This window comes from Pseudomonas sp. GW822-FHT02E03 (assembly GCF_058802325.1).
Window position 1 is genome coordinate 18,064 of record NZ_JBXAOA010000043.1, and the last position, 21,413, is coordinate 39,476.

At 60.4% G+C, this 21,413-nt stretch carries 16 protein-coding genes and 1 pseudogene; 14 read left to right on the forward strand and 3 right to left on the reverse strand.

Annotation, left to right across the window (positions count from 1 at the left end; all coding sequences use genetic code 11):
* Window positions 1-131: 131 nt before the first annotated feature.
* From AC1RQB_RS23435 to AC1RQB_RS23450, 4 genes are all read left to right on the forward strand, one after another.
* Entirely contained in the window at window positions 132-3,716 is a 3,585-nt protein-coding gene (locus AC1RQB_RS23435; protein WP_063341845.1) for a DUF2339 domain-containing protein, read from the forward strand.
* Window positions 3,713-5,080: a DUF3999 domain-containing protein gene (locus tag AC1RQB_RS23440; RefSeq protein WP_063341844.1), complete on the forward strand. Its 1,368-nt coding sequence runs from the start codon at window positions 3,713-3,715 to the stop codon at window positions 5,078-5,080. The genes AC1RQB_RS23435 and AC1RQB_RS23440 overlap by 4 nt, the downstream gene beginning before the upstream one ends.
* Before the next feature lie 302 nt (window positions 5,081-5,382).
* A complete protein-coding gene (locus AC1RQB_RS23445) occupies window positions 5,383-6,393 on the forward strand; it encodes a class 1 fructose-bisphosphatase (protein ID WP_063341843.1) in 1,011 nt (336 codons plus the stop codon).
* A 3-nt stretch (window positions 6,394-6,396) separates the two neighbouring features.
* Window positions 6,397-6,999: a DUF924 family protein gene (locus AC1RQB_RS23450; protein ID WP_063341842.1), complete on the forward strand. Its 603-nt coding sequence runs from the start codon at window positions 6,397-6,399 to the stop codon at window positions 6,997-6,999.
* A 127-nt stretch (window positions 7,000-7,126) separates the two neighbouring features.
* Here AC1RQB_RS23450 and AC1RQB_RS23455 read toward each other — a convergent pair whose 3' ends face one another.
* Together AC1RQB_RS23455 and AC1RQB_RS23460 are read right to left on the reverse strand one after the other, a co-directional pair.
* Window positions 7,127-7,891 (reverse strand): methyl-accepting chemotaxis protein, encoded by a 765-nt coding sequence (locus AC1RQB_RS23455; protein WP_370694726.1) that lies wholly within the window; start codon window positions 7,889-7,891, stop codon window positions 7,127-7,129.
* A 93-nt stretch (window positions 7,892-7,984) separates the two neighbouring features.
* Window positions 7,985-9,019 (reverse strand): annotated as a pseudogene (locus AC1RQB_RS23460) (HAMP domain-containing protein); the annotation flags it as partial.
* 279 nt (window positions 9,020-9,298) lie between these two features.
* Between AC1RQB_RS23460 and AC1RQB_RS23465 the strand changes: the two are divergent.
* Both AC1RQB_RS23465 and AC1RQB_RS23470 read left to right on the forward strand, forming a co-directional pair.
* Entirely contained in the window at window positions 9,299-9,553 is a 255-nt protein-coding gene (locus AC1RQB_RS23465) for a hypothetical protein (RefSeq protein WP_008068804.1), read from the forward strand.
* A 33-nt stretch (window positions 9,554-9,586) separates the two neighbouring features.
* Window positions 9,587-10,156, forward strand: coding sequence for a lipocalin family protein (locus AC1RQB_RS23470; protein ID WP_063341840.1), 570 nt, complete (start codon window positions 9,587-9,589; stop codon window positions 10,154-10,156).
* 118 nt (window positions 10,157-10,274) lie between these two features.
* Here the strand turns inward: AC1RQB_RS23470 and AC1RQB_RS23475 are convergent, their stop codons facing one another.
* A complete protein-coding gene (locus AC1RQB_RS23475) occupies window positions 10,275-11,639 on the reverse strand; it encodes a formimidoylglutamate deiminase (RefSeq protein ID WP_063341839.1) in 1,365 nt (454 codons plus the stop codon).
* Between the two features lie 200 nt (window positions 11,640-11,839).
* Here AC1RQB_RS23475 and hutC point away from each other — a divergent pair, with 200 nt between their 5' ends.
* From hutC to hutH, 8 genes are all read left to right on the forward strand, one after another.
* Window positions 11,840-12,508 (forward strand): histidine utilization transcriptional repressor HutC, encoded by a 669-nt coding sequence (gene hutC / locus AC1RQB_RS23480; RefSeq protein WP_231669701.1) that lies wholly within the window; start codon window positions 11,840-11,842, stop codon window positions 12,506-12,508.
* 23 nt (window positions 12,509-12,531) lie between these two features.
* Window positions 12,532-13,101, forward strand: coding sequence for a HutD/Ves family protein (locus tag AC1RQB_RS23485; RefSeq protein WP_063341838.1), 570 nt, complete (start codon window positions 12,532-12,534; stop codon window positions 13,099-13,101).
* Between the two features lie 450 nt (window positions 13,102-13,551).
* Window positions 13,552-15,234, forward strand: a complete 1,683-nt coding sequence (hutU, locus tag AC1RQB_RS23490; protein WP_008068815.1) for a urocanate hydratase — start codon at window positions 13,552-13,554, stop codon at window positions 15,232-15,234.
* A 133-nt stretch (window positions 15,235-15,367) separates the two neighbouring features.
* A complete protein-coding gene (locus AC1RQB_RS23495) occupies window positions 15,368-16,840 on the forward strand; it encodes a purine-cytosine permease family protein (RefSeq protein ID WP_008068816.1) in 1,473 nt (490 codons plus the stop codon).
* A 68-nt stretch (window positions 16,841-16,908) separates the two neighbouring features.
* Entirely contained in the window at window positions 16,909-17,877 is a 969-nt protein-coding gene (locus AC1RQB_RS23500) for an ABC transporter substrate-binding protein (protein WP_007907828.1), read from the forward strand.
* 71 nt (window positions 17,878-17,948) lie between these two features.
* Window positions 17,949-18,800, forward strand: coding sequence for an ABC transporter permease (locus AC1RQB_RS23505; RefSeq protein ID WP_007907826.1), 852 nt, complete (start codon window positions 17,949-17,951; stop codon window positions 18,798-18,800).
* Complete coding sequence (locus AC1RQB_RS23510; protein ID WP_007907824.1) at window positions 18,797-19,627, forward strand: quaternary amine ABC transporter ATP-binding protein; 831 nt, start codon at window positions 18,797-18,799, stop codon at window positions 19,625-19,627. The genes AC1RQB_RS23505 and AC1RQB_RS23510 overlap by 4 nt, the downstream gene beginning before the upstream one ends.
* 158 nt (window positions 19,628-19,785) lie before the next feature.
* Entirely contained in the window at window positions 19,786-21,309 is a 1,524-nt protein-coding gene (gene hutH, locus AC1RQB_RS23515) for a histidine ammonia-lyase (RefSeq protein ID WP_063341837.1), read from the forward strand.
* The last annotated feature ends 104 nt before the right edge of the window (window positions 21,310-21,413 follow it).

The following is a 21,413-nucleotide window of genomic DNA, read 5'->3' on the forward strand; positions in this document are numbered from 1 at the left end:
CCCACATTGGATTTGTGGTGCAGATGCAATCTGCTCTCACACTGGACTCCGGGTATCTGCTCACTAGACTGAGCGTTGACGCTGTATCGCCCGGATTTGCCCCACCGCGGGGCCGCTTAGGGATATCGACCATGCAATGGATGTTCATGCTGATTGGGCTGCTGCTGGGCTGGCTACTCGACGAGTCGTTCAGCGATGCGCTGTTGGGCGCTCTGCTCGGGCTGGGTATTGGCCAGGCCATCCGCATCGGCCGCTTGAGTACTCAAAGCGCCGAGCAGCGACGCTTGCTCGATCAGGCGCAGGTTGCGCTGCATGCGGTCGAGCAGCGACTGGCATTGCTGGAAGTGTCGGGCGTCAAAACACCTGAAGCCAGTGAACCTGCGGCTAGCGAGCCGGTTCCATCCCCTGAAATTATTCTCGAGCAAGCCCCTGTCGCATCCCCGGAGCTGATCTGGGAGCTGCCGCCTGAACTCGAACCCATCACAGCGGCCGCGGCCGAAGCCAGTTGTCCGCAGACAGATGCCTGGAAACCCGAACCGGTTGCCCGCGAACCACAACAACCGGCGGCGCCTCGCGGCCCGAACTTCATCGAGCGCGCCATCAGCGGCGCGCGCAACTGGTTGTTCGGCGGTAATACCGTGTTGCGAGTTGGCGTGGTGCTGTTGTTTCTCGGCCTGGCCTTCCTGTTGCGCTATGCCACCGAAGGCATGGTGGTGCCGGTCGAGTTGCGTTACGCCGGTGTCGCGGCGGCGGCCTTGGGCTTGCTCGCGCTGGGCTGGTTGCTGCGTCTGCGCAACAGCAATTACGCGTTGATGCTGCAAGGCACCGGGATCGCGGTGTTGTACCTGACCGTATTTGCCGCGATGCGTCTGCATCCGTTGCTCGACCCCACGGCTGCACTGGGGCTGCTGGTGGTGGTGACGGTGTTCTCGGCGATTCTCGCCATTACCCAAAACGCCTTGGGCCTGGCTGCCGCTGCTGCCCTGGGTGGTTTCGCCGCGCCGATCCTGACCTCCACCGGCGCCGGCAACCATGTCGCGCTGTTCAGCTACTTTGCCTTGCTCAACACCGGCATCCTCGCCATCGCATGGTTCAAGGCCTGGCGGCTGCTTAACCTGATCGGTTTTGTCGGCACCTTCGGCATCGGGTTGGCCTGGGGTCTGCGTTCCTACAAGCCTGAACTGTTGTGGAGCACCGAGCCATTCCTGATTCTGTTTTTCCTGATGTACCTGGCCATCGGCCTGTTGTTCGCCCGGCGCAAACTGCTGGAAATGCGCGATGCGCCCGAGGACGACAGCCGCGATGCACTGCTGCACTGGTCGGCGCGCAAGGGCGATTACGTCGACGGCACGATGCTGTTCGCCCCTCCGCTGGTGGGTTTCGGTTTGCAGTTCGCGCTGGTGGAGCATCTGGAATTTGCCGCCGCCTTCAGCGCCTTGGCACTGGGCATGATTTACATGGGGCTGGCGCGGTTGCTGATGGGAGGTCGAGCGCTGTTGTTGGCGGAAACCTGTCTGGCACTTGGCGTGATCTTCGCCAGTCTGGCAATTCCGCTGGGGCTTGATGCGCGTTGGACCGCAGCCGCCTGGGCGGTGGAAGGCACGGGGATTTTCTGGCTCGGCCTGCGTCAACAACGACCGCTGGCGCGAGCCTTTGCCTTGCTGCTGCAGCTGGGCTCGGCACTGGCCTTTCTCAGTGAGCTGCGGACCGGTGAGAGCAGCCTGCTCGATGGCGCACCGCTGGGAGCGTTAATGCTCGGTGTGGCGCTGCTGTTCAGCTTCTACCAATTACGCAAAGCGTTGCCCGAACAGGCATCGCAATGGGAACGCCAAGGGTTGCCGGTACTGGCCTGCCTGGGGTTGACGTTCCTCTATCTGCTGGCGCCGCTGTTCTTCTTCACTCATGGCACCGCTATCAGCTGGGCGCTGGCCGGGTTGGCGACGCTGTTCGTCGGCCTGCGCCTGCAATCGAGAACCTTCCTGTTCACCGCGTTCGCCGTGCAACTGCTTGGCGGTGCGTTGTTCCTGTTGCGGCTGCAAGGGGCGGGTGGTGAGTCGGCTGCGGTGTTCAGCGCCGGTTGGAGCGGTTTGCTCAGCGCGTCCCTGATCGGGCTGGCATTGATCGCCGGGATGTTGCTGGCGGCCCGCGACGAAATGGTGCGCAGGGACGTGCGCTTGCTGCGCGGTTTGTCAGTGGTGTTGCTGGCCGGCCTGGTGCTGATCAACCTCGCGGTGTTGTTCGTGTTGCCGTGGCAAACCGCGAGTGCGGTGTGGGCCGCCAGTGGTTTGTTCATCATCTGGTTGAGCCTGTACCTGAAGCAGCGCGTGAGTTTTGTCTTTGGTCTGCTGTTGCAGGTGATCGGCGGCGCGGCGTTCCTGTTCGCCGGGCCAGACCTGCTCGGCCCGCTGCTCAGCGAAGGGTTGCGACCGCTGGCGCATAGCGGTTTCTGGACGCCGCTGGTGCTGGGGCTGGCCGCCTTCGTCGGGGCCTGGCGTTTGCAGCTCGGCAATCATGCCTCGGCCTTCGATGGGTTGAGCCTGCAGCGCTTGTCCGAAGTGTTGCTGGTGTGGGGCGCGGGTTGGTGGGCGCTGGCGTGGGTCAGCGAAGTGCTGCGCTTTGCGCCGTCGAACCTGCAAGCCACTTTGTTGCTGGCCGTCGCCGCCGTGAGTGTCGCGCTGTGGGCGGTGTTGGCGCTACGCCTGAAGTGGTCGTCGCTGGGTTTGCTCTGCACTTTGTTGATTCCGGCCGCCGGTCTGGTGCTGCTCGCGGCCTGGCATTCGCGTTATCACCCGGCCGCCAACGTCGGCTGGCTGGTTTGGGTTGCGGTGTTCGTCGTGCATTTCATCTCCCTGCGACGTCTGGCGCCGACGCTGCCCGCAACAGCCCTGAGCACCGCCCATGTGCTCGGCTGCTGGTTGTTGATCGGCGTATTGGCCCTGGAGCTGCGTTACGGTCTGCTGCTGTTGTCGGAGCAGTACAACGCCTGGCGCTGGTTGGGCTGGGCGATTCTGCCGAGCCTGTATCTGGTGCTGATGGCTGCACCGCGTGCATGGCCATGGCCGGTGTCGGCTTATCCCCGCGAGTACCGGCTCTATGCCGCTGCGCCATTGGCACTGTTGATGCTCGGCTGGTTCTGGTTGGCGAACATCGCCAGTGACGGCACCGCCGAGCCGCTGCCCTATGTGCCACTGATTAACCCGCTGGAGCTGGGTCTGTTGTTCGCCCTGTTCGGCGTTTACGTCTGGTCTCGCAGCGCCGTGGCGCAACTGGCAATTCGCAAGGAGTACGCCGATAACGCCACGCAAGTGATCGCCGGGGTTTCGCTGTTCGTCTTCTTCACTGCGCTGGTGATGCGCGCGGCTCACCATTGGGGTGGCGTGCCGTACGCGCTGGATCTGCTGCTTGGGTCGATGTTGGTGCAGGCCGGCCTGTCCATCGTCTGGACCCTGATGGCCCTGAGTCTGATGATCGGTGGGCATCTGCGTCATCGCCGCGAAGTCTGGCTGATCGGCGCGGCGCTGATCGCGTTGGTGGTCGCCAAGCTGTTCTTCGTTGAATTGAGTAACCGTGGCGGGCTCGCGCGGATCGTGTCGTTTATCGGCGTTGGCGTGTTGCTGTTGGTGGTGGGCTATTTCGCTCCATTGCCACCCAAGCGTGCCGAAGCTGTGCCGGATGTTGAAAAACCGGCCCCTGAAACCGAAGGAGTGTCGTCTTGAGTCAGAAGCTGAACCTGGGCTGGTGGGGTGCTGTTGTACTGGGCGTGACACTGTCGGCCGGCGCGCAGGAAAAACCGGCGGACTTTGCCGCGCAGGTGCCGTTGTCGGTGAGTGGCGAAGGCCCGTGGTATCGCCTGGAATTACCCTTGGGCGTGCAACTAAAGGCGCGGCAAACCGATCTCAGCGATCTACGCGTGTTCAACGCCGCCGGTGAGCCTCAGGCTTATGCGCTGGCCCGGGAACCCGCGCAGACCCGCGAAAACCGTATGCTTCACGACGTGAAGTGGTTCCCGTTGTACAACTCGGCGGATGCCACCGAACGCGCGCCGAGTGTGCGCGTGCAATCGAACACCAACGGCACGTTGATCGAAGTGCAGCCGTCCAGCCAGTTGGAGGCGGGCGAAGAAGAGCTGCGCGGCTGGCTACTCGATGCCAGCCGCATCAAGGCGCCGTTACAGCAATTGATCCTCGATTGGACCAGCGATCGCGACGGCTTCCAGCGTTTCAGCATTGAAGCCAGCGACGATTTGCAGCATTGGCAGTCGTGGGGCGAAGGGCAGGTGGCCCGCCTGACGTTTGCCGACGAACGGGTCGAGCAACATGAAGTCGGCCTGCCGGGGCAATCAGCGCGCTATCTGCGTTTGCTGTGGAGCTCACCGCAATCGGCGCCAGCGCTGACTTCGGCGCAACTGGAAAGCACCAACCCTCGCACCTTGCCGCTGCCGTTGGTCTGGTCGCAACCGTTGGCTGGCACCCGCGTGAAGGACGGTGAGTACATCTGGCAATTGCCGATGGGGTTGAACGTCCAGCGCTTGCAGATCGAGCTGAATCAGCCCAACAGCCTGGCGCCGGTGACGTTGTCGGGTCGCCGGGAAACCAGCCTGCCGTGGCAAACGCTGACCAGCGGTTTGCTCTACCGCTTGACCCAGAATGGCCAGGACGTGGTGCAGAACGAATTGCAGCTGCCGGGCCAGACCGTGCAGCAATTGAAGCTGACGGTGGATGAGCGCGGCGGTGGCCTGGGCGCCGAAGCGCCGACCGTCCGATTTGCCGTGCGCTCCACGCAACTGGTGTTCCTGGCGCGCGGTGCCGGGCCTTATACGCTGGCGTTGGGGAGTGCGACGGTGAAGGCGGCGAGCTTGCCATTATCGACGCTGATTCCGGATTACAGCGCTGCGAAGCTGGCGGCGTTGGGCAAGGCGACCGTGGAGGGTGGGGTTGTGGTGACTCCGGCGGCGACCGTGCCTGCGGTGGCGGACACGAACTGGAAGAAGTTCGGGCTGTGGGCGGTGCTGTTGCTCAGTGTGCTGTTTCTGGGGGCCATGGCGTTCAGCTTGCTGCGCAAGCCTGCTGCCAAGTCCTGAGGATGGCTGGTGCTATGCGCCATTCGCGAGCAAGCCCGCTCCCACACTGGATCTCGGTCGTACACAAACGTTGTGTACGCTGAAGATCTACTGTGGGAGCGGGCTTGCCCGCGAAGCGGTCTATCAGCCACAAAAAAACCTCAATCTGCCACTGATCCGCAAGCCACATCGGCCCCATTTCGAACTACGCTCAACCCCGCACATGAACTCTATTGGGTGTATCACGTCTGATAGGAGGAAATGCGCCCCGACTCGCGTTAAACTGCGCGGGTTTTTAGCCCCCCATTCCACCGGAGCCTTCCATGTCCCGCGTTACCTTGAGTCGCTATTTGATTGAGCAGACCCGTAGCAACAACACTCCTGCCGATCTGCGCTTCCTGATCGAAGTGGTGGCGCGTGCCTGCAAGGAAATCAACCACGCCGTCTCCAAAGGCGCCCTGGGTGGCGTCCTGGGCAGCATGGGCACTGAAAACGTCCAGGGCGAAGTGCAGAAGAAACTCGACGTGATCTCCAACGAAATCCTGCTCGAAGCCAACGAGTGGGGCGGTCACCTGGCCGGCATGGCGTCCGAAGAAATGGACAATGCCTACCAGATCCCGGGCAAATACCCGAAAGGCGCGTACCTGCTGGTATTTGACCCACTGGACGGTTCGTCGAACATCGACATCAACGCGCCGGTCGGCACCATCTTCTCGGTACTGCGTTGCCCGAACGAATACCTGAGCCAGAACGAGCCCTTGAATGAAAAGGCTTTCCTGCAGCCAGGTACCCAGCAAGTGGCCGCCGGTTATGCCATCTATGGTCCGCAGACCATGTTGATCCTGACCCTGGGCGACGGTGTGAAAGGCTTCACCCTGGACCGCGAAATGGGCAGCTTCGTGCTGACCCATGAAGACATCAAGATCCCGGAGTCCACTCAGGAGTTCGCGATCAACGCGTCCAACCAGCGGCACTGGGAAGCTCCGGTACAACGCTACGTCAGCGAATTGCTGGCTGGCGAAGAAGGCCCGTTGAAAAAGAACTACAACATGCGCTGGGTCGCGGCGATGGTCGCGGACGTGCACCGCATCCTGACCCGCGGCGGTCTGTTCATGTACCCACGCGACAGCCGCGAGCCGTCGAAGCCGGGCAAACTGCGCCTGATGTACGAAGCCAACCCAATGTCGTTCCTGGTGGAACAAGCCGGTGGCGCATCCACTGACGGCCACCAGCGCATCCTCGACATCCAGCCGGAAGGCCTGCACCAGCGTGTTGCGGTGTTCCTCGGTTCGAAAGAAGAAGTTGCCCGCGTCACGGCTTACCACAAGGAATAAACCATGACTGCGCCCTGGCAGCCGTTACTCGAATGGTGGTTTGGATCTTTCGAATCACCCAACGAAATAGCGGCTGACAAGGGCAAGTTATGGTTCGGCAAGCGCGACAGCCAGGACCTCGAAGCGCGCACGCGTTTCGGGGACCTGGTCGAGCAGGCACTGGCCGGCGGTTTGACCGAATGGGTGCAACACCCTGAAGGTTGGCTGGCCTTGGTGCTGCTACTCGATCAACTTCCGCGAATGATCTTTCGCGATACCCCCAAATCCTTTTCAGGCGATCTCAGGGCTCAGGCACTGGTAGCGCAAGGCATTGCTGCGGATTTTGATCGGCAACTGCGACCGATCCAGCGGGTGTTTATCTATCTGGTGTTTGAGCACTGCGAAAACCTGGCGGTGCAGAACGAAGCGGTTTCGCGGTTTCTTGATCTGGTTGAACAGCAACCGGAGGCGGATCGGGCGGTGTTTGCCGATAACCTGGATTATGCCGAGCGGCATCAGAAGATCATTGCGCGGTTTGGACGGTTTCCCCATCGCAATGCGGTGCTGGGGCGTGAATCTACGGCTGAGGAAGTTGAGTTTCTTTCAGGGCCTGGATCCCGCTTCTAGCTTTGATCGTTCCCACGCTCCGCGTGGGAATGCAGCCCGGGACGCTCCGCGTCCCTTTCAGAGCCGAACGCGGAGCGTCCGTTGAGGCATTCCCACGCAGAGCGTGGGAATGATCAGTGACTGGCAGTTAAATCCTGAAACTACCCACCAACTGCTTCAACCGCGCCGCCTGCTGCTCAAGATCAGCACACGCACGCAAGGTCGACTGCAAGTTCTCCACACCTTCCTGGTTCAGCGTGTTGATCTCGGTGATGTCGACGTTGATCGACTCCACCACAGCGGTCTGCTCCTCAGTCGCGGTCGCCACGGACTGGTTCATCCCGTCGATCTCCCCGATGCGCTGCGTCACGCTGCCCAGGCGCTCACCGGCCTGATTGGCGATGCCGACGCTGCTTTCGCTCTGGCGCTGGCTGTCGGTCATGGTGCTGACCGCTTCCCGGGCGCCGACTTGCAGTTCTTCGATCATCTTCTGCACTTGCTGCGCCGAATCCTGAGTGCGGTGGGCGAGGTTGCGCACCTCATCTGCGACCACGGCAAAACCACGGCCGGCTTCACCGGCACGGGCCGCTTCGATGGCCGCGTTGAGTGCCAGCAGGTTGGTTTGCTGCGAGATGCTGGTGATCACTTCCAGAATCTGACCGATGTTCACTGTGTTGCTGTTCAGGGTTTCGATGTTGCCGCAGGAATCGCTGATTTTTGCCGATAGCTGCTGCATGGCGGCGATGGTTTTATCCACCACTTGCTGACCGTCTTCGGCCAAGGCACGGGCGTCGCTCGAGTGTTGCGAAGCGAGGGCGGCGTTCTGGGCGATTTCCTGGGCGGCGGCACCCAATTCGTTGATGGCTGCCGCCACGCTGCTGGTGCGTGAGGCTTGCTGATCGGAGTTGAACATCGACGAGTTGGAGGCCGCGACGACTCGCAAGGCGACTTCATTGACCTGGCCGGTGGCCGAGGACACTTCGCGGATCGAGGTATGAATACGTTCCACAAAACGGTTGAACGAAGTGCCCAGCGCACCGAACTCATCCTGGCCGTGAATGGTCAGGCGTTTGGTCAGGTCGCCTTCGCCTTCGGCGATGTCATGCATGGCGCGACCCATGGTCAGCAGCGGTTGCATCAGCACACGGATCAACATGCTCAGTAGCGCGATGATGATCACCACGGCGATGATCATGGCGATGATCGCCGAGGTGCGGAATTCGCTGAGCATCGAGAACGCGGTGTCTTTATCCAGCACCAGCGCCACGTACCAGTCTGCAGACGGCACGCCGTTGACGTGAGTGAAGGAGATGAACTGGGTTTTGCCATCCAGTTCGACTTCCTTCAGGCCCGGGCTGATTTTCGGCGCCCCGTTGGAGTAAGCGTCAGCCAGGTTCTTGAGCACCAGTTTGCTGTCCGGGTGGATCAGGATCTTGCCGTCGGCGCTGACGATAAACGCATGGCCATGACCGCCGAAGTTCAGCGAGTTGATGATCGCGCTGACGCTGGACAGATCAATGTCTGCACCGGCGACGCCAATCATTTGATTCTGGTGCTTCACCGGCGTGGCAACGGTAATCACCAGTTTGCCCGACGATGCCGCAATGTAGGGTTCGGTGACGATGGTCTGTTGCGCGTTGTTGGCCGCCTTGTACCAGCCACGAGCGCGCGGGTCATAGTCCGCGGCGCGATTGCCGGCCGGGACCGAGAACATCACGCCATCGGTGCCGCCGAAGTAGCTCAGCTGGAAGTTGCTGGTATAGGCCGGCAGATCGATGGCGCGCTTGAGATTGGCCAGGGCGCTGCCGTCCACGGCGATTTGCTGGGACAGCGATTGCAGCAGTTGAATGCGGCTTTCCAGCCAGGTCTGAATGTTGCTGGTGGTCAGGCTGCCGAGTTCCTGCATCGAGGACTCGGTACTGCTGCGCAGAGTCTGCCGCTGGCGGTAATCGTTGAACAGGATGAAACAGACGAATGCAACGGCCACCACAAGGGCGGCGGCCAACAGGATTTTGTGGCTGAACTTCATGTTTCTGGTCATTAAATGAGCTACCGCGAAGGGCTGGTCAACAAGGGGTGTCAATTTGCCACAGTGGAAGGCTTTACACTGCTTCTATGTCGACTGGCCGGCGCCAAAGATTAGGCGGCCTGCAGGAAAACCGACGAAATACTCAACGGCGCGAAAAAGTGGCTGATTTATCGTAAAGGGCAGACGGATGGCCGAACAAATAGCCGCAGGGTCAGGGAACCAGACAAGGGTTTTCTCTTCTAAGCTTCAGCTTGGCAGCCATGCCATTCCCTACGCCCCAGGAGTTACACCATGTCGCTGCGATCTATCGCCTTGCTCTCGTTCTGCGTGTTGTTGGCAGCGTGCGGCAAGATCAATCAGGAAAATTATTCGAAGCTGTCGACCGGCATGCCCAAGGCTGAGGTTGAGACCTTGCTGGGCAAACCTGCCGATTGCTCCGGCGCACTCGGCATGTCCAGTTGCACCTGGGGTGACAAAAACAGCTTTATCAGCGTGCAGTATGCCGGTGACAAAGTGCTGATGTTTTCTGGCCAAGGCCTGAAGTAAACCGGGGCTATTCGCCCACGGGAGAAAAAAATAATGAAGCGGTTACTGATCGTACTTTTTGCCGGCCTGGTATTGGCCGGCTGCGCCACTTCTGGTGTAGATCCGTTGGCACCCAAGACCGTCAACACGGTCAACCTCAAGCGCTACCAGGGAACCTGGTACGAACTGGCGCGTCTGCCGGTGTATTTTCAGCGCAACTGCGCACAATCCGAGGCCCATTACAGTCTCAAGTCTGAAGGTGACATGGCGGTGCTGAACCGCTGCCTGACGTCGGACTGGCAATGGGAAGAGGCCAAAGGCACGGCTTATCCACAGGTACCCGGCAAGGCCGACAAGCTGTGGGTCGAGTTCGATACCTGGTTCTCGCGACTGATCCCGGGTGTGGCGAAGGGAGAGTACTGGGTGTTGTACGTCAGCGATGATTACAAGACCGCGATTGTCGGCGACCCGAGCCGCCGTCACCTCTGGCTGCTGTCGCGCACCCCGACGGTCAATGGTGTCGTGCGCGAAGAACTGCTGAGCAAGGCGCGTCAGCAGGGTTATGACACGACGCGACTGATCTGGCGCGCGTCGGATAGCAAGATGGCCAAGACTTCGAACTAACTGTTACCGGCGATCTAATGTGGGAGCGGGCCTGCTCGCGAAAGCGGTCTGTCAGTCAACAATTGTGTTGAAGGTGACGACCCTTTCGCGAGCAAGCCCGCTCCCACATTTTTTTGTGTCAGCCCAAGAGATCGCGCAGCACCTGGGTAAACGCCCGATTACTCTCTTCTTCCCCGGCATGGCGCCCGTCACGCACAACCCACTGGCCGTTGACCAGCACATCCCGCACCTGACGGTCACCTCCGGCAAACAGCCAACGATTGAGAATCCCGTCGCCACTGGCCGTTGCCAGATACGGATCGTTACCATCCAGCACCAACCAATCCGCACGCTTGCCGACTTCCAAGGCGCCAATCGGTTGCCCCAGCGCCTGGGCACCGCCATCCAGCGCGGCATCGTAGAGTGTGCGGCCGACCATCGGCTGATCCGCGCCATACAAACGATTCCGCCGCTGATCGCGCAGACGCTGGCCGTATTCCAGCCAGCGCAATTCTTCCACCACGCTCAAGGACACATGGCTATCGGAACCGATGCCCATGCGCCCGCCCTGCGCCAGGAAGTCTACTGCCGGAAAAATCCCGTCGCCGAGGTTGGCTTCGGTGGTCAGGCATAGACCCGCGATGGCGCGGCTCTTGGCCATGAGCGTGACTTCTTCCGGGTTGGCGTGGGTCGCGTGGACCAGGCACCAGCGCTGATCGACGTCGGTGTTTTCGTACAGCCATTGCAACGGACGGCGACCGCTCCAGCTCAGGCAGTCATCGACTTCCTTCTGTTGTTCGGCAATGTGAATGTGTACCGGGCACTGCTTGTCGCTGGCCGCCAGCACTTCACTGATCTGCTGCGGGGTGACCGCGCGTAACGAGTGGAAACACAAACCCAATGCCTGCGCCGGCTGCTGCGCCAGGATCGGCTGCAAGCGCGACTGGAGTTTCAGGTAATTTTCGGTGCTGTTGATAAAGCGGCGCTGACCTTCGTTCGGGGCCTGGCCACCAAAACCGGAGTGGCTGTAGAGCACTGGCAGCAGGGTCAAGCCGATACCGGCGGAGCTGGCGGCCTGGCTGATGCGCAACGCCAGTTCGGCCGGGTCTGCGTACGGTTGGCCGCTCGTGTCGTGGTGTACATAATGAAATTCCGCGACCGAGGTGTAACCGGCCTTGAGCATTTCGATGTACAGCTGACGGGCGATCACGCCGAGTTGGTCCGGGCTGATTTTTCCGACGAGCCGGTACATCAAATCGCGCCAGGTCCAGAAACTGTCATTCGGATTGCCCGCCACTTCCGCCAGCCCGGCCATGGCGCGCTGGAAGGCGTGGGAGTGCAAATTCGGCATTCCCGGCAGTAGCGGACCGCTCAGCCGTTCGGCGTCATCTGCGTGAGAATCGGCCTGGATATGGGTCAGCACGCCATCGGCGCTGACCTCAAGACGTACATTGTTGGCCCATCCACTAGGCAGCAGCGCGCGTTCGGCAAAGAAGGCGGACATGGTTCAGCACCCCATCGTGTGTTATTTGTATATACATATACAGACGTTTGCCTGCTCGGTAAACTCCGGCAAGCTAGCAACCTCTAACAGATGAACAAGGATTAACCGTGCCGACTCCCTCTGCCACATTGCCGCCGAATGCCAATCTGAGCGCCAATCTGGGCGACAGTCCGGCGCCCTTGTACGCCCGCGTCAAACAGATGATCACCCAGCAGATCGACAGTGGAAACTGGCCGCCGCACTACCGCGTCCCGTCGGAAAGCGAGTTGGTCAATCAGCTGGGTTTCAGCCGCATGACCATCAACCGCGCCCTGCGCGAGATGACCGCCGACGGCTTGCTGGTGCGCATGCAGGGTGTCGGTACGTTCGTCGCCGAGCCGAAAAGTCAGTCTGCTTTGTTTGAAGTGCACAACATCGCCGACGAGATCGCCTCCCGTGGTCATCGCCACACCTGCAAGGTGATCACCCTCGAAGAAGAGGCCGCCGGTTCCGAGCGGGCCGTGGCCCTGGACATGCGCGAAGGCCAGAAAGTTTTCCACTCGCTGATCGTGCATTTCGAAAACGATATTCCGGTGCAAATCGAAGACCGTTTCGTTAACGCGCTGGTGGCGCCGGACTACCTCAAGCAAGACTTCACCCTGCAAACCCCTTATGCCTATCTGAATCAGGTGGCGCCGCTGACCGAAGGCGAGCACGTGGTCGAAGCGATTCTCGCCGAGCCGTCCGAATGCAAGTTGCTGCAGATTGAAAAGGGCGAGCCTTGCCTGTTGATTCGTCGCCGCACCTGGTCTGGTCGTCAGCCCGTGACCGCCGCCCGTTTGATCCACCCCGGTTCCCGTCATCGTCTGGAAGGACGGTTCCACAAATAAAGAGCCATAAATAAAGAGCCCTAATGAGCCAGTTGAAAGTTTTACACGCGGCCGATTACCCGCGTATGCCGTGGAAAAACGGCGGCGGCAGCACTGAAGAAATCACCCGTGATGGAGGTGCTGGCCTTGAGGGTTTCGGCTGGCGTCTGTCGATTGCCGATATTGGTGAGTCGGGCGGGTTTTCAACCTTTGCCGGCTATGAGCGGGTGATCACCGTGCTGCAAGGCGAGGGCATGAGCTTGCGCGTCGACGGCCAGGACACGCGGCCGTTGTTACCGTTGGACCCGTTTGCTTTCAGTGGCGAGAGTCATGTGTCCTGCACATTGCTCGGCGGACCGATTCGCGACTTCAACCTGATTTATGCGCCGGATCGTTACAGCGCGCGGTTGCAATGGCTGGAGGGCGAACAGCGGTTTTTCAGCTCGGCCGGCACCGTGTTGGTGTTCAGCGTGGCTGAACAGCTTGAAGTGACGGTGGGTAACAACGCCTCTCAGCTAGGGCGCCATGATTGTCTGCAACTGGACGGTAACGTTGGCCTGCTGGATATCTCCATCAAGGGCCAGTGCTGTGTGATCGAGCTGATCGCACGCTGATCCAGCACCGAGTCGCCTCTATCGCGGGCAAGCCCGCTCCCACAGGGACATCATCGTACTTGTGGGAGCGGGCTTGCCCGCGATGCTTTTCTGGGTTCAAAACACGTTTCCCATCGCGCACCACTTTGTTACCGAACGCCCCAGCGTGGCGCAAAACCCCGCTCAAGTAACAGCTGTCCTTCCCCCGCGAAAACTCCCCAAAAAAATTCATCCTCCTCAAAACCCTTGATCTACAGCCTTTCCAGCCCTTTCAAAACTTTTCTTGAATGCTCATCCAGCAAGTTGGCCGCTTGATTGCATATGCTTGTATGTACAAGTAAAGACGTATGCGTATGAGTCGATCGAGACTCCTCGCAACGTCCACTGATTCGCTTGTGGCGCTTTGACGCGCACAGGCTGGCTTGCCCACCGCCAGGGTTGGTTTGGATTGATTGATGAGGAGTCTTTTTCGTGACTGACAATAAGCCCACTAAGTACCGTAACGTCGAAATCCGCGCTGCCCGCGGTAACAAGCTGACCGCCAAGAGCTGGCTGACTGAAGCGCCGCTGCGCATGCTGATGAACAACCTCGACCCGGAAGTCGCCGAGAACCCTAAAGAACTGGTGGTTTACGGTGGCATCGGTCGTGCGGCACGTAATTGGGAATGCTACGACAAGATCGTCGAAAGCCTGACCAACCTGAACGACGACGAGACCCTGCTGGTGCAATCCGGCAAGCCGGTCGGCGTGTTCAAGACCCACAGCAACGCCCCGCGCGTACTGATCGCCAACTCCAACCTGGTACCGCACTGGGCGAACTGGGAACACTTCAACGAGCTGGACGCCAAAGGCCTGGCCATGTACGGCCAGATGACCGCTGGCAGCTGGATCTACATCGGCAGCCAGGGCATCGTTCAGGGCACCTACGAAACCTTCGTCGAAGCCGGTCGCCAACACTATAACGATGACCTCAAAGGTCGTTGGGTCCTGACCGCAGGCCTCGGCGGCATGGGCGGCGCTCAACCTCTGGCCGCAACTCTGGCCGGCGCTTGCTCGCTGAACATCGAATGCCAACAGGTCAGTATCGATTTCCGCTTGAACAGCCGTTACGTCGATGAGCAAGCCACCGATCTCGACGACGCGCTGGCCCGCATCGCCAAGTACACCAAGGAAGGCAAGGCGATTTCCATCGCTCTGCTGGGCAACGCGGCTGAAATCCTGCCGGAACTGGTCAAGCGCGGCGTGCGCCCAGACATGGTCACCGACCAGACCAGCGCCCACGACCCACTCAACGGTTACCTGCCAGCCGGCTGGACCTGGGAAGAGTACCGCGCTCGCGCCAAGACCGAGCCAGCCGCTGTCGTCAAAGCCGCCAAGCAGTCCATGGCCGTGCACGTTAAAGCGATGCTCGACTTCCAGAAAATGGGTATTCCGACCTTCGACTACGGCAACAACATTCGTCAGATGGCCCAAGAAGAAGGCGTTGAAAACGCGTTCGACTTCCCAGGTTTCGTACCGGCTTACATCCGTCCGCTGTTCTGCCGCGGTATCGGTCCGTTCCGTTGGGCTGCACTGTCGGGCGATCCGCAAGACATCTACAAAACCGACGCCAAAGTAAAAGAACTGATCCCGGACGACGCCCACCTGCACAACTGGCTGGACATGGCCCGCGAGCGCATCAGCTTCCAGGGTCTGCCGGCACGTATCTGCTGGGTTGGCCTGGGCCTGCGCGCCAAACTCGGTCTGGCCTTCAACGAAATGGTTCGCAGCGGTGAGTTGTCCGCGCCGATCGTGATCGGTCGCGACCACTTGGACTCCGGCTCGGTATCCAGCCCGAACCGCGAAACCGAATCGATGCAGGACGGTTCCGACGCCGTGTCCGACTGGCCACTGCTCAACGCTCTGCTCAACACCGCGAGCGGTGCGACCTGGGTTTCCCTGCATCACGGCGGCGGCGTCGGCATGGGCTTCTCCCAGCACTCGGGCATGGTGATTGTCTGCGACGGTACGGACGAAGCTGCCGAGCGTATCGCTCGCGTGCTGCATAACGACCCGGCTACCGGCGTCATGCGTCACGCCGATGCGGGTTACCAGATCGCAATCGACTGTGCCAAGGAACAAGGCCTGAACCTGCCGATGATCACCGGCAAATAACGCAGAAATACCTGTAGGAGCGAGGCTTGCCCGCGAAGGCGTCTTAACTGACACACCGCGGTGCATTCTTCGCGGGCAAGCCTCGCTCCTACAGGGATCACCAACACCGACAAACAATCCACAGAGGTTGAACATGGCTGTTAACAGCGATCGTGCAGGCAGTAAACCGTTGATCGAGAAACGTTCGATCGACTACATCCCGGAAGCGGAGAGACACGGTCGTCTGTTGAGTCAGTTCACCCTGTGGATGGGGGCCAACCTGCAAATCACCGCAATTGTCACCGGGGCCCTGGCCGTGGTGCTGGGCGGTGATGTGTTCTGGTCGTTGATCGGTTTGTTGGTCGGTCAACTGCTCGGCGGTGGCGTAATGGCGCTGCATGCGGCGCAAGGGCCCAAGCTTGGCCTGCCGCAGATGATCTCCAGCCGGGTACAGTTCGGCGTGTATGGCGCGGCCATCCCGATCGTGCTGGTGTGCCTGATGTACCTGGGCTTCACCGCAACGGGCACCGTGCTTTCCGGCCAGGCGCTGGGCCAGTTGTTTGGCGTCAGCGACAGCGTCGGGATCCTCATCTTCGCCAGTGTCATCGTGCTGGTCACGGTGCTCGGTTACCGGGTGATTCATTTCATCGGCCGTGTCGCCAGTGTCATTGGCGTGATTGCCTTCGTTTACCTGTTCAGTCGCCTGATGAGCCAGACTGACGTTGGCGCACTCCTGCAAATCCGCCACTTCAGCTGGACCAGCTTCTTGCTCGCGGTATCGCTCGCGGCATCCTGGCAGATCGCCTTCGGCCCCTACGTGGCTGACTATTCACGCTATCTGCCGAGCAGCACGTCTTCGGTGAAAACCTTTTTCGCCGCCGGCGCGGGTTCGGTCATTGGCGCACAGGTGGCGATGATCCTCGGTGTGTTTGCCGCCGCCATGGCCAACGGACAATTCGCCGGCCACGAAGTGGCCTACATCGTTGGTTTGAGCGGCAGCGGTGCCACCGCTGCGCTGCTGTACTTCAGCATCGCGTTCGGCAAGGTCACCATTTCAACGCTGAACTCCTACGGCAGCTTCATGTGCATTGCGACCATCATCAGCGGTTTCCGTGGTGACTTGCGGGTAACGCGCTTGCAGCGTCTGGTCTTCGTGCTGGTCATCGTCGGTACTGCGACCCTGATCGCGTTACTCGGTCAGCACTCGTTCCTCGGTGCGTTCAAGTCCTTCATTCTGTTTTTGCTGGCTTTTTTCACGCCATGGAGCGCGATCAACCTGGTGGACTACTACTGCATCACTCGCGAGCGCTATGACGTGCCGGCGCTGGGCGATCCGAACGGTCGCTACGGCCGTTGGAACCCTCTCGGTATCAGCGTCTATGTCTTCGGTGTGCTGGTGCAATTGCCGTTCATCGCTACCAAGTTCTATACCGGTCCGCTGGTGGACGCTCTGGGTGGTGTGGATATTTCCTGGATCATCGGTCTGGTGCTTCCCGCAGCCCTGTATTACGTGTGCGCGAAAAAATGGCACAGCGCAGTACCCGATCAACTGATCCTGCCGGTCGAGCAGGACAGCGTTGTACAACCTAAAACAAGCGGGGCCGGTCGCGCTGCGGCGCAGGCCTGATTGGACGTGGACAGGGCTGGATGCCTCTTGACTGCCGTAAGCCAACTCATGATTAGGAGCGTCAAACAATGAAATCGAACAAGACCCTGCTGACCACATTGCTTTCCATGGGCCTGCTGGCCAGTGCTGGCGCCACCCAGGCGGCTGGCTGGTGCGAATCGGGCAAACCGGTGAAATTCGCCGGCCTGAACTGGGAAAGCGGCATGCTGCTGACCGACGTGATGCAAATCGTGTTGGAGAAAGGCTACGACTGCAAGACCGACAGCCTGCCAGGCAACTCCATCACCATGGAAAACGCCCTGAGCAGCAACGACATTCAAGTGTTTGCCGAAGAGTGGGTCGGTCGTAGCGAAGTCTGGAACAAGGCCGAGAAGGCCGGCAAGGTTATCGGTGTCGGCGCTCCGGTCGTTGGCGCGATCGAAGGCTGGTACGTGCCGCGTTACGTGATCGAAGGCGATGCCAAGCGCAAGCTGGAGCCAAAAGCCCCGGACCTGAAAGCGATCGCCGATCTGGGCAAATACGCTGCCGTGTTCAAGGATCAGGAAGAGCCATCCAAAGGCCGTTTCTACAACTGCCCGGCCGGCTGGACCTGTGAGCTGGACAACAGCGAAATGCTCAAAAGCTATGGTCTGGAAAGCACCTACACCAACTTCCGCCCAGGCACTGGCCCGGCGCTGGATGCGGCGGTGCTGTCGAGCTACAAGCGTGGCGAGCCGATCCTGTTCTACTACTGGTCGCCAACCCCGCTGATGGGCCAGGTCGACCTGGTCAAACTCGACGAGAAGCCAGGCGTGGACAAGAGCGTGACCATCAAGGTCGGCCTGTCCAAGACCTTCCACGAGCAAGCCCCGGAACTGGTGGCCGTGCTGGAAAAGGTCAACCTGCCGATCGACCTGCTGAATCAGAACCTCGGGCGCATGGCCAAAGAGCGGATCGAATCGCCAAAACTGGCCAAGATCTTCTTGAAGGAACATCCTGAAGTCTGGCACGCGTGGGTGAGCGAAGACGCAGCCAAAAAGATCGACGCGGCCTTGTAGGTCGAGTGTCTCCGACTGTCGGCAACGGCAGTCGGATGCTTGATCGCAACCCCTTGATTGAGAGTCTTTTTATGTTTCCCGAAAGCTTTACCTTTTCCATCGCCGACTGGGTCAACAGTTGGGTCGATACGCTGGTCACCAACTACGGCGATGTGTTCCGCAGCATCTCCGACACCCTGCTGTGGGCCATCGTCAATCTCGAAGGGCTGCTGCGTGCGGCGCCCTGGTGGCTGATGCTGGCGATCGTGGCGGGCGTTGCCTGGCACGCGACCCGCAAAGTCGTGACCACGTCGGTCATCGTCGGTCTGCTGTTCCTGGTGGGTGCGGTCGGCCTCTGGGACAAGCTGATGCAGACCCTGGCATTGATGATGGTGGCGACGGTCATCTCGGTGCTGATCGGCATTCCGCTGGGTATTCTCTCGGCGCGCAGCAATCGCCTGCGTTCGGTGCTGATGCCGCTGTTGGACATCATGCAGACGATGCCGAGCTTTGTGTACCTGATCCCGGTGCTGATGCTGTTCGGCCTGGGCAAGGTCCCGGCGATTTTCGCCACGGTGATCTACGCCGCGCCGCCGCTGATCCGCCTGACCGATCTGGGTATTCGCCAGGTCGACGGTGAAGTGATGGAAGCGATCAACGCCTTCGGCGCCAATCGCTGGCAGCAACTGTTTGGCGTGCAACTGCCGCTGGCCCTGCCGAGCATCATGGCCGGGATCAACCAGACCACCATGATGGCCCTGTCGATGGTGGTAATCGCCTCGATGATCGGTGCCCGTGGCTTGGGTGAAGATGTGTTGGTGGGGATTCAGACCCTCAACGTCGGACGTGGCCTTGAAGCCGGTCTGGCGATCGTGATTCTGGCAGTGGTCATCGACCGCATTACTCAGGCGTATGGTCGGCCACGGCATGAGGTGAGCAAATGAGCAACGAAGCCATCAGCAAGATTGAAGTCAAAAACGTCTTCAAGATTTTCGGCAACCGTTCCAAAGACGCGCTGGAAATGATTCGCCAGAAAAAGACCAAGGACCAGGTCTTGGCCGAAACCGGTTGTGTGGTCGGCGTGAACGACCTGTCGCTGAGCATCGGCACCGGCGAGATCTTCGTGATCATGGGCTTGTCGGGTTCCGGCAAGTCGACCCTGGTGCGCCACTTCAATCGCCTGATCGACCCTACCAGCGGCGCGATCCTGGTGGACGGCGTGGACATCCTGCAATACGACATGGAAGCCCTGCGCGAATTTCGTCGGCACAAGATCAGCATGGTGTTCCAGAGCTTCGGCCTGCTGCCGCACAAGACCGTGCTGGATAACGTCGCCTATGGCTTGAAAGTGCGTGGCGAGAGCAAGCAGATGTGCGCCGAGCGCGCGCTGCACTGGATCAACACCGTGGGCCTGAAGGGCTACGAAAACAAATACCCGCATCAGCTTTCCGGCGGTATGCGCCAGCGTGTGGGCCTGGCTCGCGCCTTGGCGGCGGACACCGACATCATCTTGATGGATGAAGCCTTCAGCGCCCTCGACCCGCTGATCCGCGCGGAAATGCAGGACCAGTTGCTGGAGCTGCAAAAGACCCTGCACAAGACCATCGTCTTCATCACCCACGACCTCGACGAGGCCGTGCGCATCGGCAACCGCATCGCGATCCTCAAGGATGGCCGCCTGATTCAGGTCGGCACGCCACGAGAGATCCTGCATTCGCCGGCGGATGAGTATGTGGACCGGTTTGTACAGCGGCGGGCGGCGGTGGTTTAAAGGCCGATCGTTCCCACGCTCTGCGTGGGAATGCATCCCGTGACGCTCCGCGTCACACATGCGCAGGGCTTGAGCCTTGCGCTGACAACGGGACGCGGAGCGTCCCAGGCGGCATTCCCACGCAGAGCGTGGGAACGATCAAGTTCAAGAGGTCAAAGATGTCCCAGGCTGAAAAAATCGTTATCGCCGACGCCCCGTTGCGCTGGCAGGATGTGGTCGCAGTCGCCCGTCACGGCGCGCAGCTCGAGTTGTCGCCCCAGATCTGGACGCGGATCGAGAACGCCCAGGCGATCGTCCAGCGCATCGTCGCCAGCGGCGAGCGTGCCTACGGCGTCAACACCGGCCTGGGCGCCTTGTGCAACGTCTCGCTCAAAGGCGAACAACTCAGCCAACTGTCGCGCAACACCTTGCTCAGTCACGCCTGTGGCGTCGGCGCGCCATTGGCCGACGAACAGACCCGCGCAATCATCTGCGCCGCTATTCGCAACTACAGCCATGGCAAATCCGGCATTCATCGCCGGGTGGTCGAAGCCTTGTTGGCACTGCTCAATCGCGGCATCACCCCGCAAGTGCCATCCCAGGGCTCGGTGGGCTACCTGACCCACATGGCCCATATCGGAATCACGCTGCTGGGTGTCGGCAATGTCAGCTATCGCGGGCAGATCGTTACCGCGCAACAGGCCTTGAGTGAGGAAGGTCTGCAACCGGTTCAGCTCGGCGCCAAAGATGGTTTGTGCCTGGTCAACGGCACGCCGTGCATGACCGGTCTCAGCTGCCTGGCAATTGCCGATGCAACGCGTCTGGTGCAGTGGGCCGATGTGATCGGTGCCATGAGCTTCGAAGCTCAGCGCGGTCAGATTGCGGCGTTCGATGCTGAGATTATCGCGCTCAAGCCTCACCTGGGCATGCAGCAAGTCGGCATCAACCTGCGGGCGCTGCTCGATGGCAGTGAAGTGATTGCCAGCAGCAAGGGCATTCGCACTCAAGATGCGTTGAGCATCCGTTCGATCCCGCAAGTCCACGGCGCCGCTCGCGATCAACTTGAACACGCGAAAAAGCAGATCGAAACCGAACTCAATTCTGTCACCGACAACCCGATGCTGCTGGGCACGCCGGACAACTTCCGGGTGATGTCCCAGGCCAACCCGCACGGTCAGTCAGTGGCATTGGCCGCAGATTTGCTGGCGATCGCCATGGCCGAAATCGGCTCCATCGCCGAGCGTCGCCTGGACCGCTTGATCAACCCGCACGTCAGCGGTCTGCCGGCGTTTCTGGTGGCCAATCCCGGGGTGAATTCCGGGATGATGATCGTCCAGTACGTTGCCGCGTCCCTGTGTGCGGAAAATCGCCAGTTGGCGCAACCGGCGGTGCTCGACAACTACGTTACTTCGGGCTTGCAGGAAGACCACTTGAGCATGGGCACCAATGCGGCGCTGAAGCTGCATCGCGCGTTGGAAAACTGCACGCAGATCCTCGCCATCGAGTACTTGCTGGCGGCTCAGGCGTTTGAATTTCTCAAGGAACAACGCTTCGGCGCAGGCACCGATACAGCCTGGCGTCTGCTGCGTGAACGAGTCCCGGCCTACGATCAGGACCGCTGGCTGGCACCGGACATCGCCGCCGCTGCCGGTGTTTTGAAAGACCCGATTTTGCTGCACAAGGCTTTACCGAACCTGAACTGATTTCTACAAATACCAGCGTGCCAAGGCGCGGCTCCCCAAAAGCGAGACGCGACGGACAACGGACATCTCCGGAGCGTCTGGTGAGTTAACAACAAACTCTCAAA

Bases quoted from the DNA above. Each gene is read 5' to 3' on its own strand.
- AC1RQB_RS23435 (WP_063341845.1), top strand. From the start codon at position 132: ATGCAATGGATGTTCATGCTGATTGGGCTGCTGCTGGGCTGGCTACTC.
- AC1RQB_RS23445 (WP_063341843.1), top strand. From the start codon at position 5,383: ATGTCCCGCGTTACCTTGAGTCGCTATTTGATTGAGCAGACCCGTAGC.
- AC1RQB_RS23450 (WP_063341842.1), top strand. From the start codon at position 6,397: ATGACTGCGCCCTGGCAGCCGTTACTCGAATGGTGGTTTGGATCTTTC.
- AC1RQB_RS23455 (WP_370694726.1), bottom strand. From the start codon at position 7,891: ATGTTCAACTCCGATCAGCAAGCCTCACGCACCAGCAGCGTGGCGGCA.
- AC1RQB_RS23465 (WP_008068804.1), top strand. From the start codon at position 9,299: ATGTCGCTGCGATCTATCGCCTTGCTCTCGTTCTGCGTGTTGTTGGCA.
- AC1RQB_RS23470 (WP_063341840.1), top strand. From the start codon at position 9,587: ATGAAGCGGTTACTGATCGTACTTTTTGCCGGCCTGGTATTGGCCGGC.
- AC1RQB_RS23475 (WP_063341839.1), bottom strand. From the start codon at position 11,639: ATGTCCGCCTTCTTTGCCGAACGCGCGCTGCTGCCTAGTGGATGGGCC.
- hutC (WP_231669701.1), top strand. From the start codon at position 11,840: ATGATCACCCAGCAGATCGACAGTGGAAACTGGCCGCCGCACTACCGC.
- AC1RQB_RS23485 (WP_063341838.1), top strand. From the start codon at position 12,532: ATGAGCCAGTTGAAAGTTTTACACGCGGCCGATTACCCGCGTATGCCG.
- AC1RQB_RS23495 (WP_008068816.1), top strand. From the start codon at position 15,368: ATGGCTGTTAACAGCGATCGTGCAGGCAGTAAACCGTTGATCGAGAAA.
- AC1RQB_RS23500 (WP_007907828.1), top strand. From the start codon at position 16,909: ATGAAATCGAACAAGACCCTGCTGACCACATTGCTTTCCATGGGCCTG.
- AC1RQB_RS23505 (WP_007907826.1), top strand. From the start codon at position 17,949: ATGTTTCCCGAAAGCTTTACCTTTTCCATCGCCGACTGGGTCAACAGT.
- AC1RQB_RS23510 (WP_007907824.1), top strand. From the start codon at position 18,797: ATGAGCAACGAAGCCATCAGCAAGATTGAAGTCAAAAACGTCTTCAAG.
- hutH (WP_063341837.1), top strand. From the start codon at position 19,786: ATGTCCCAGGCTGAAAAAATCGTTATCGCCGACGCCCCGTTGCGCTGG.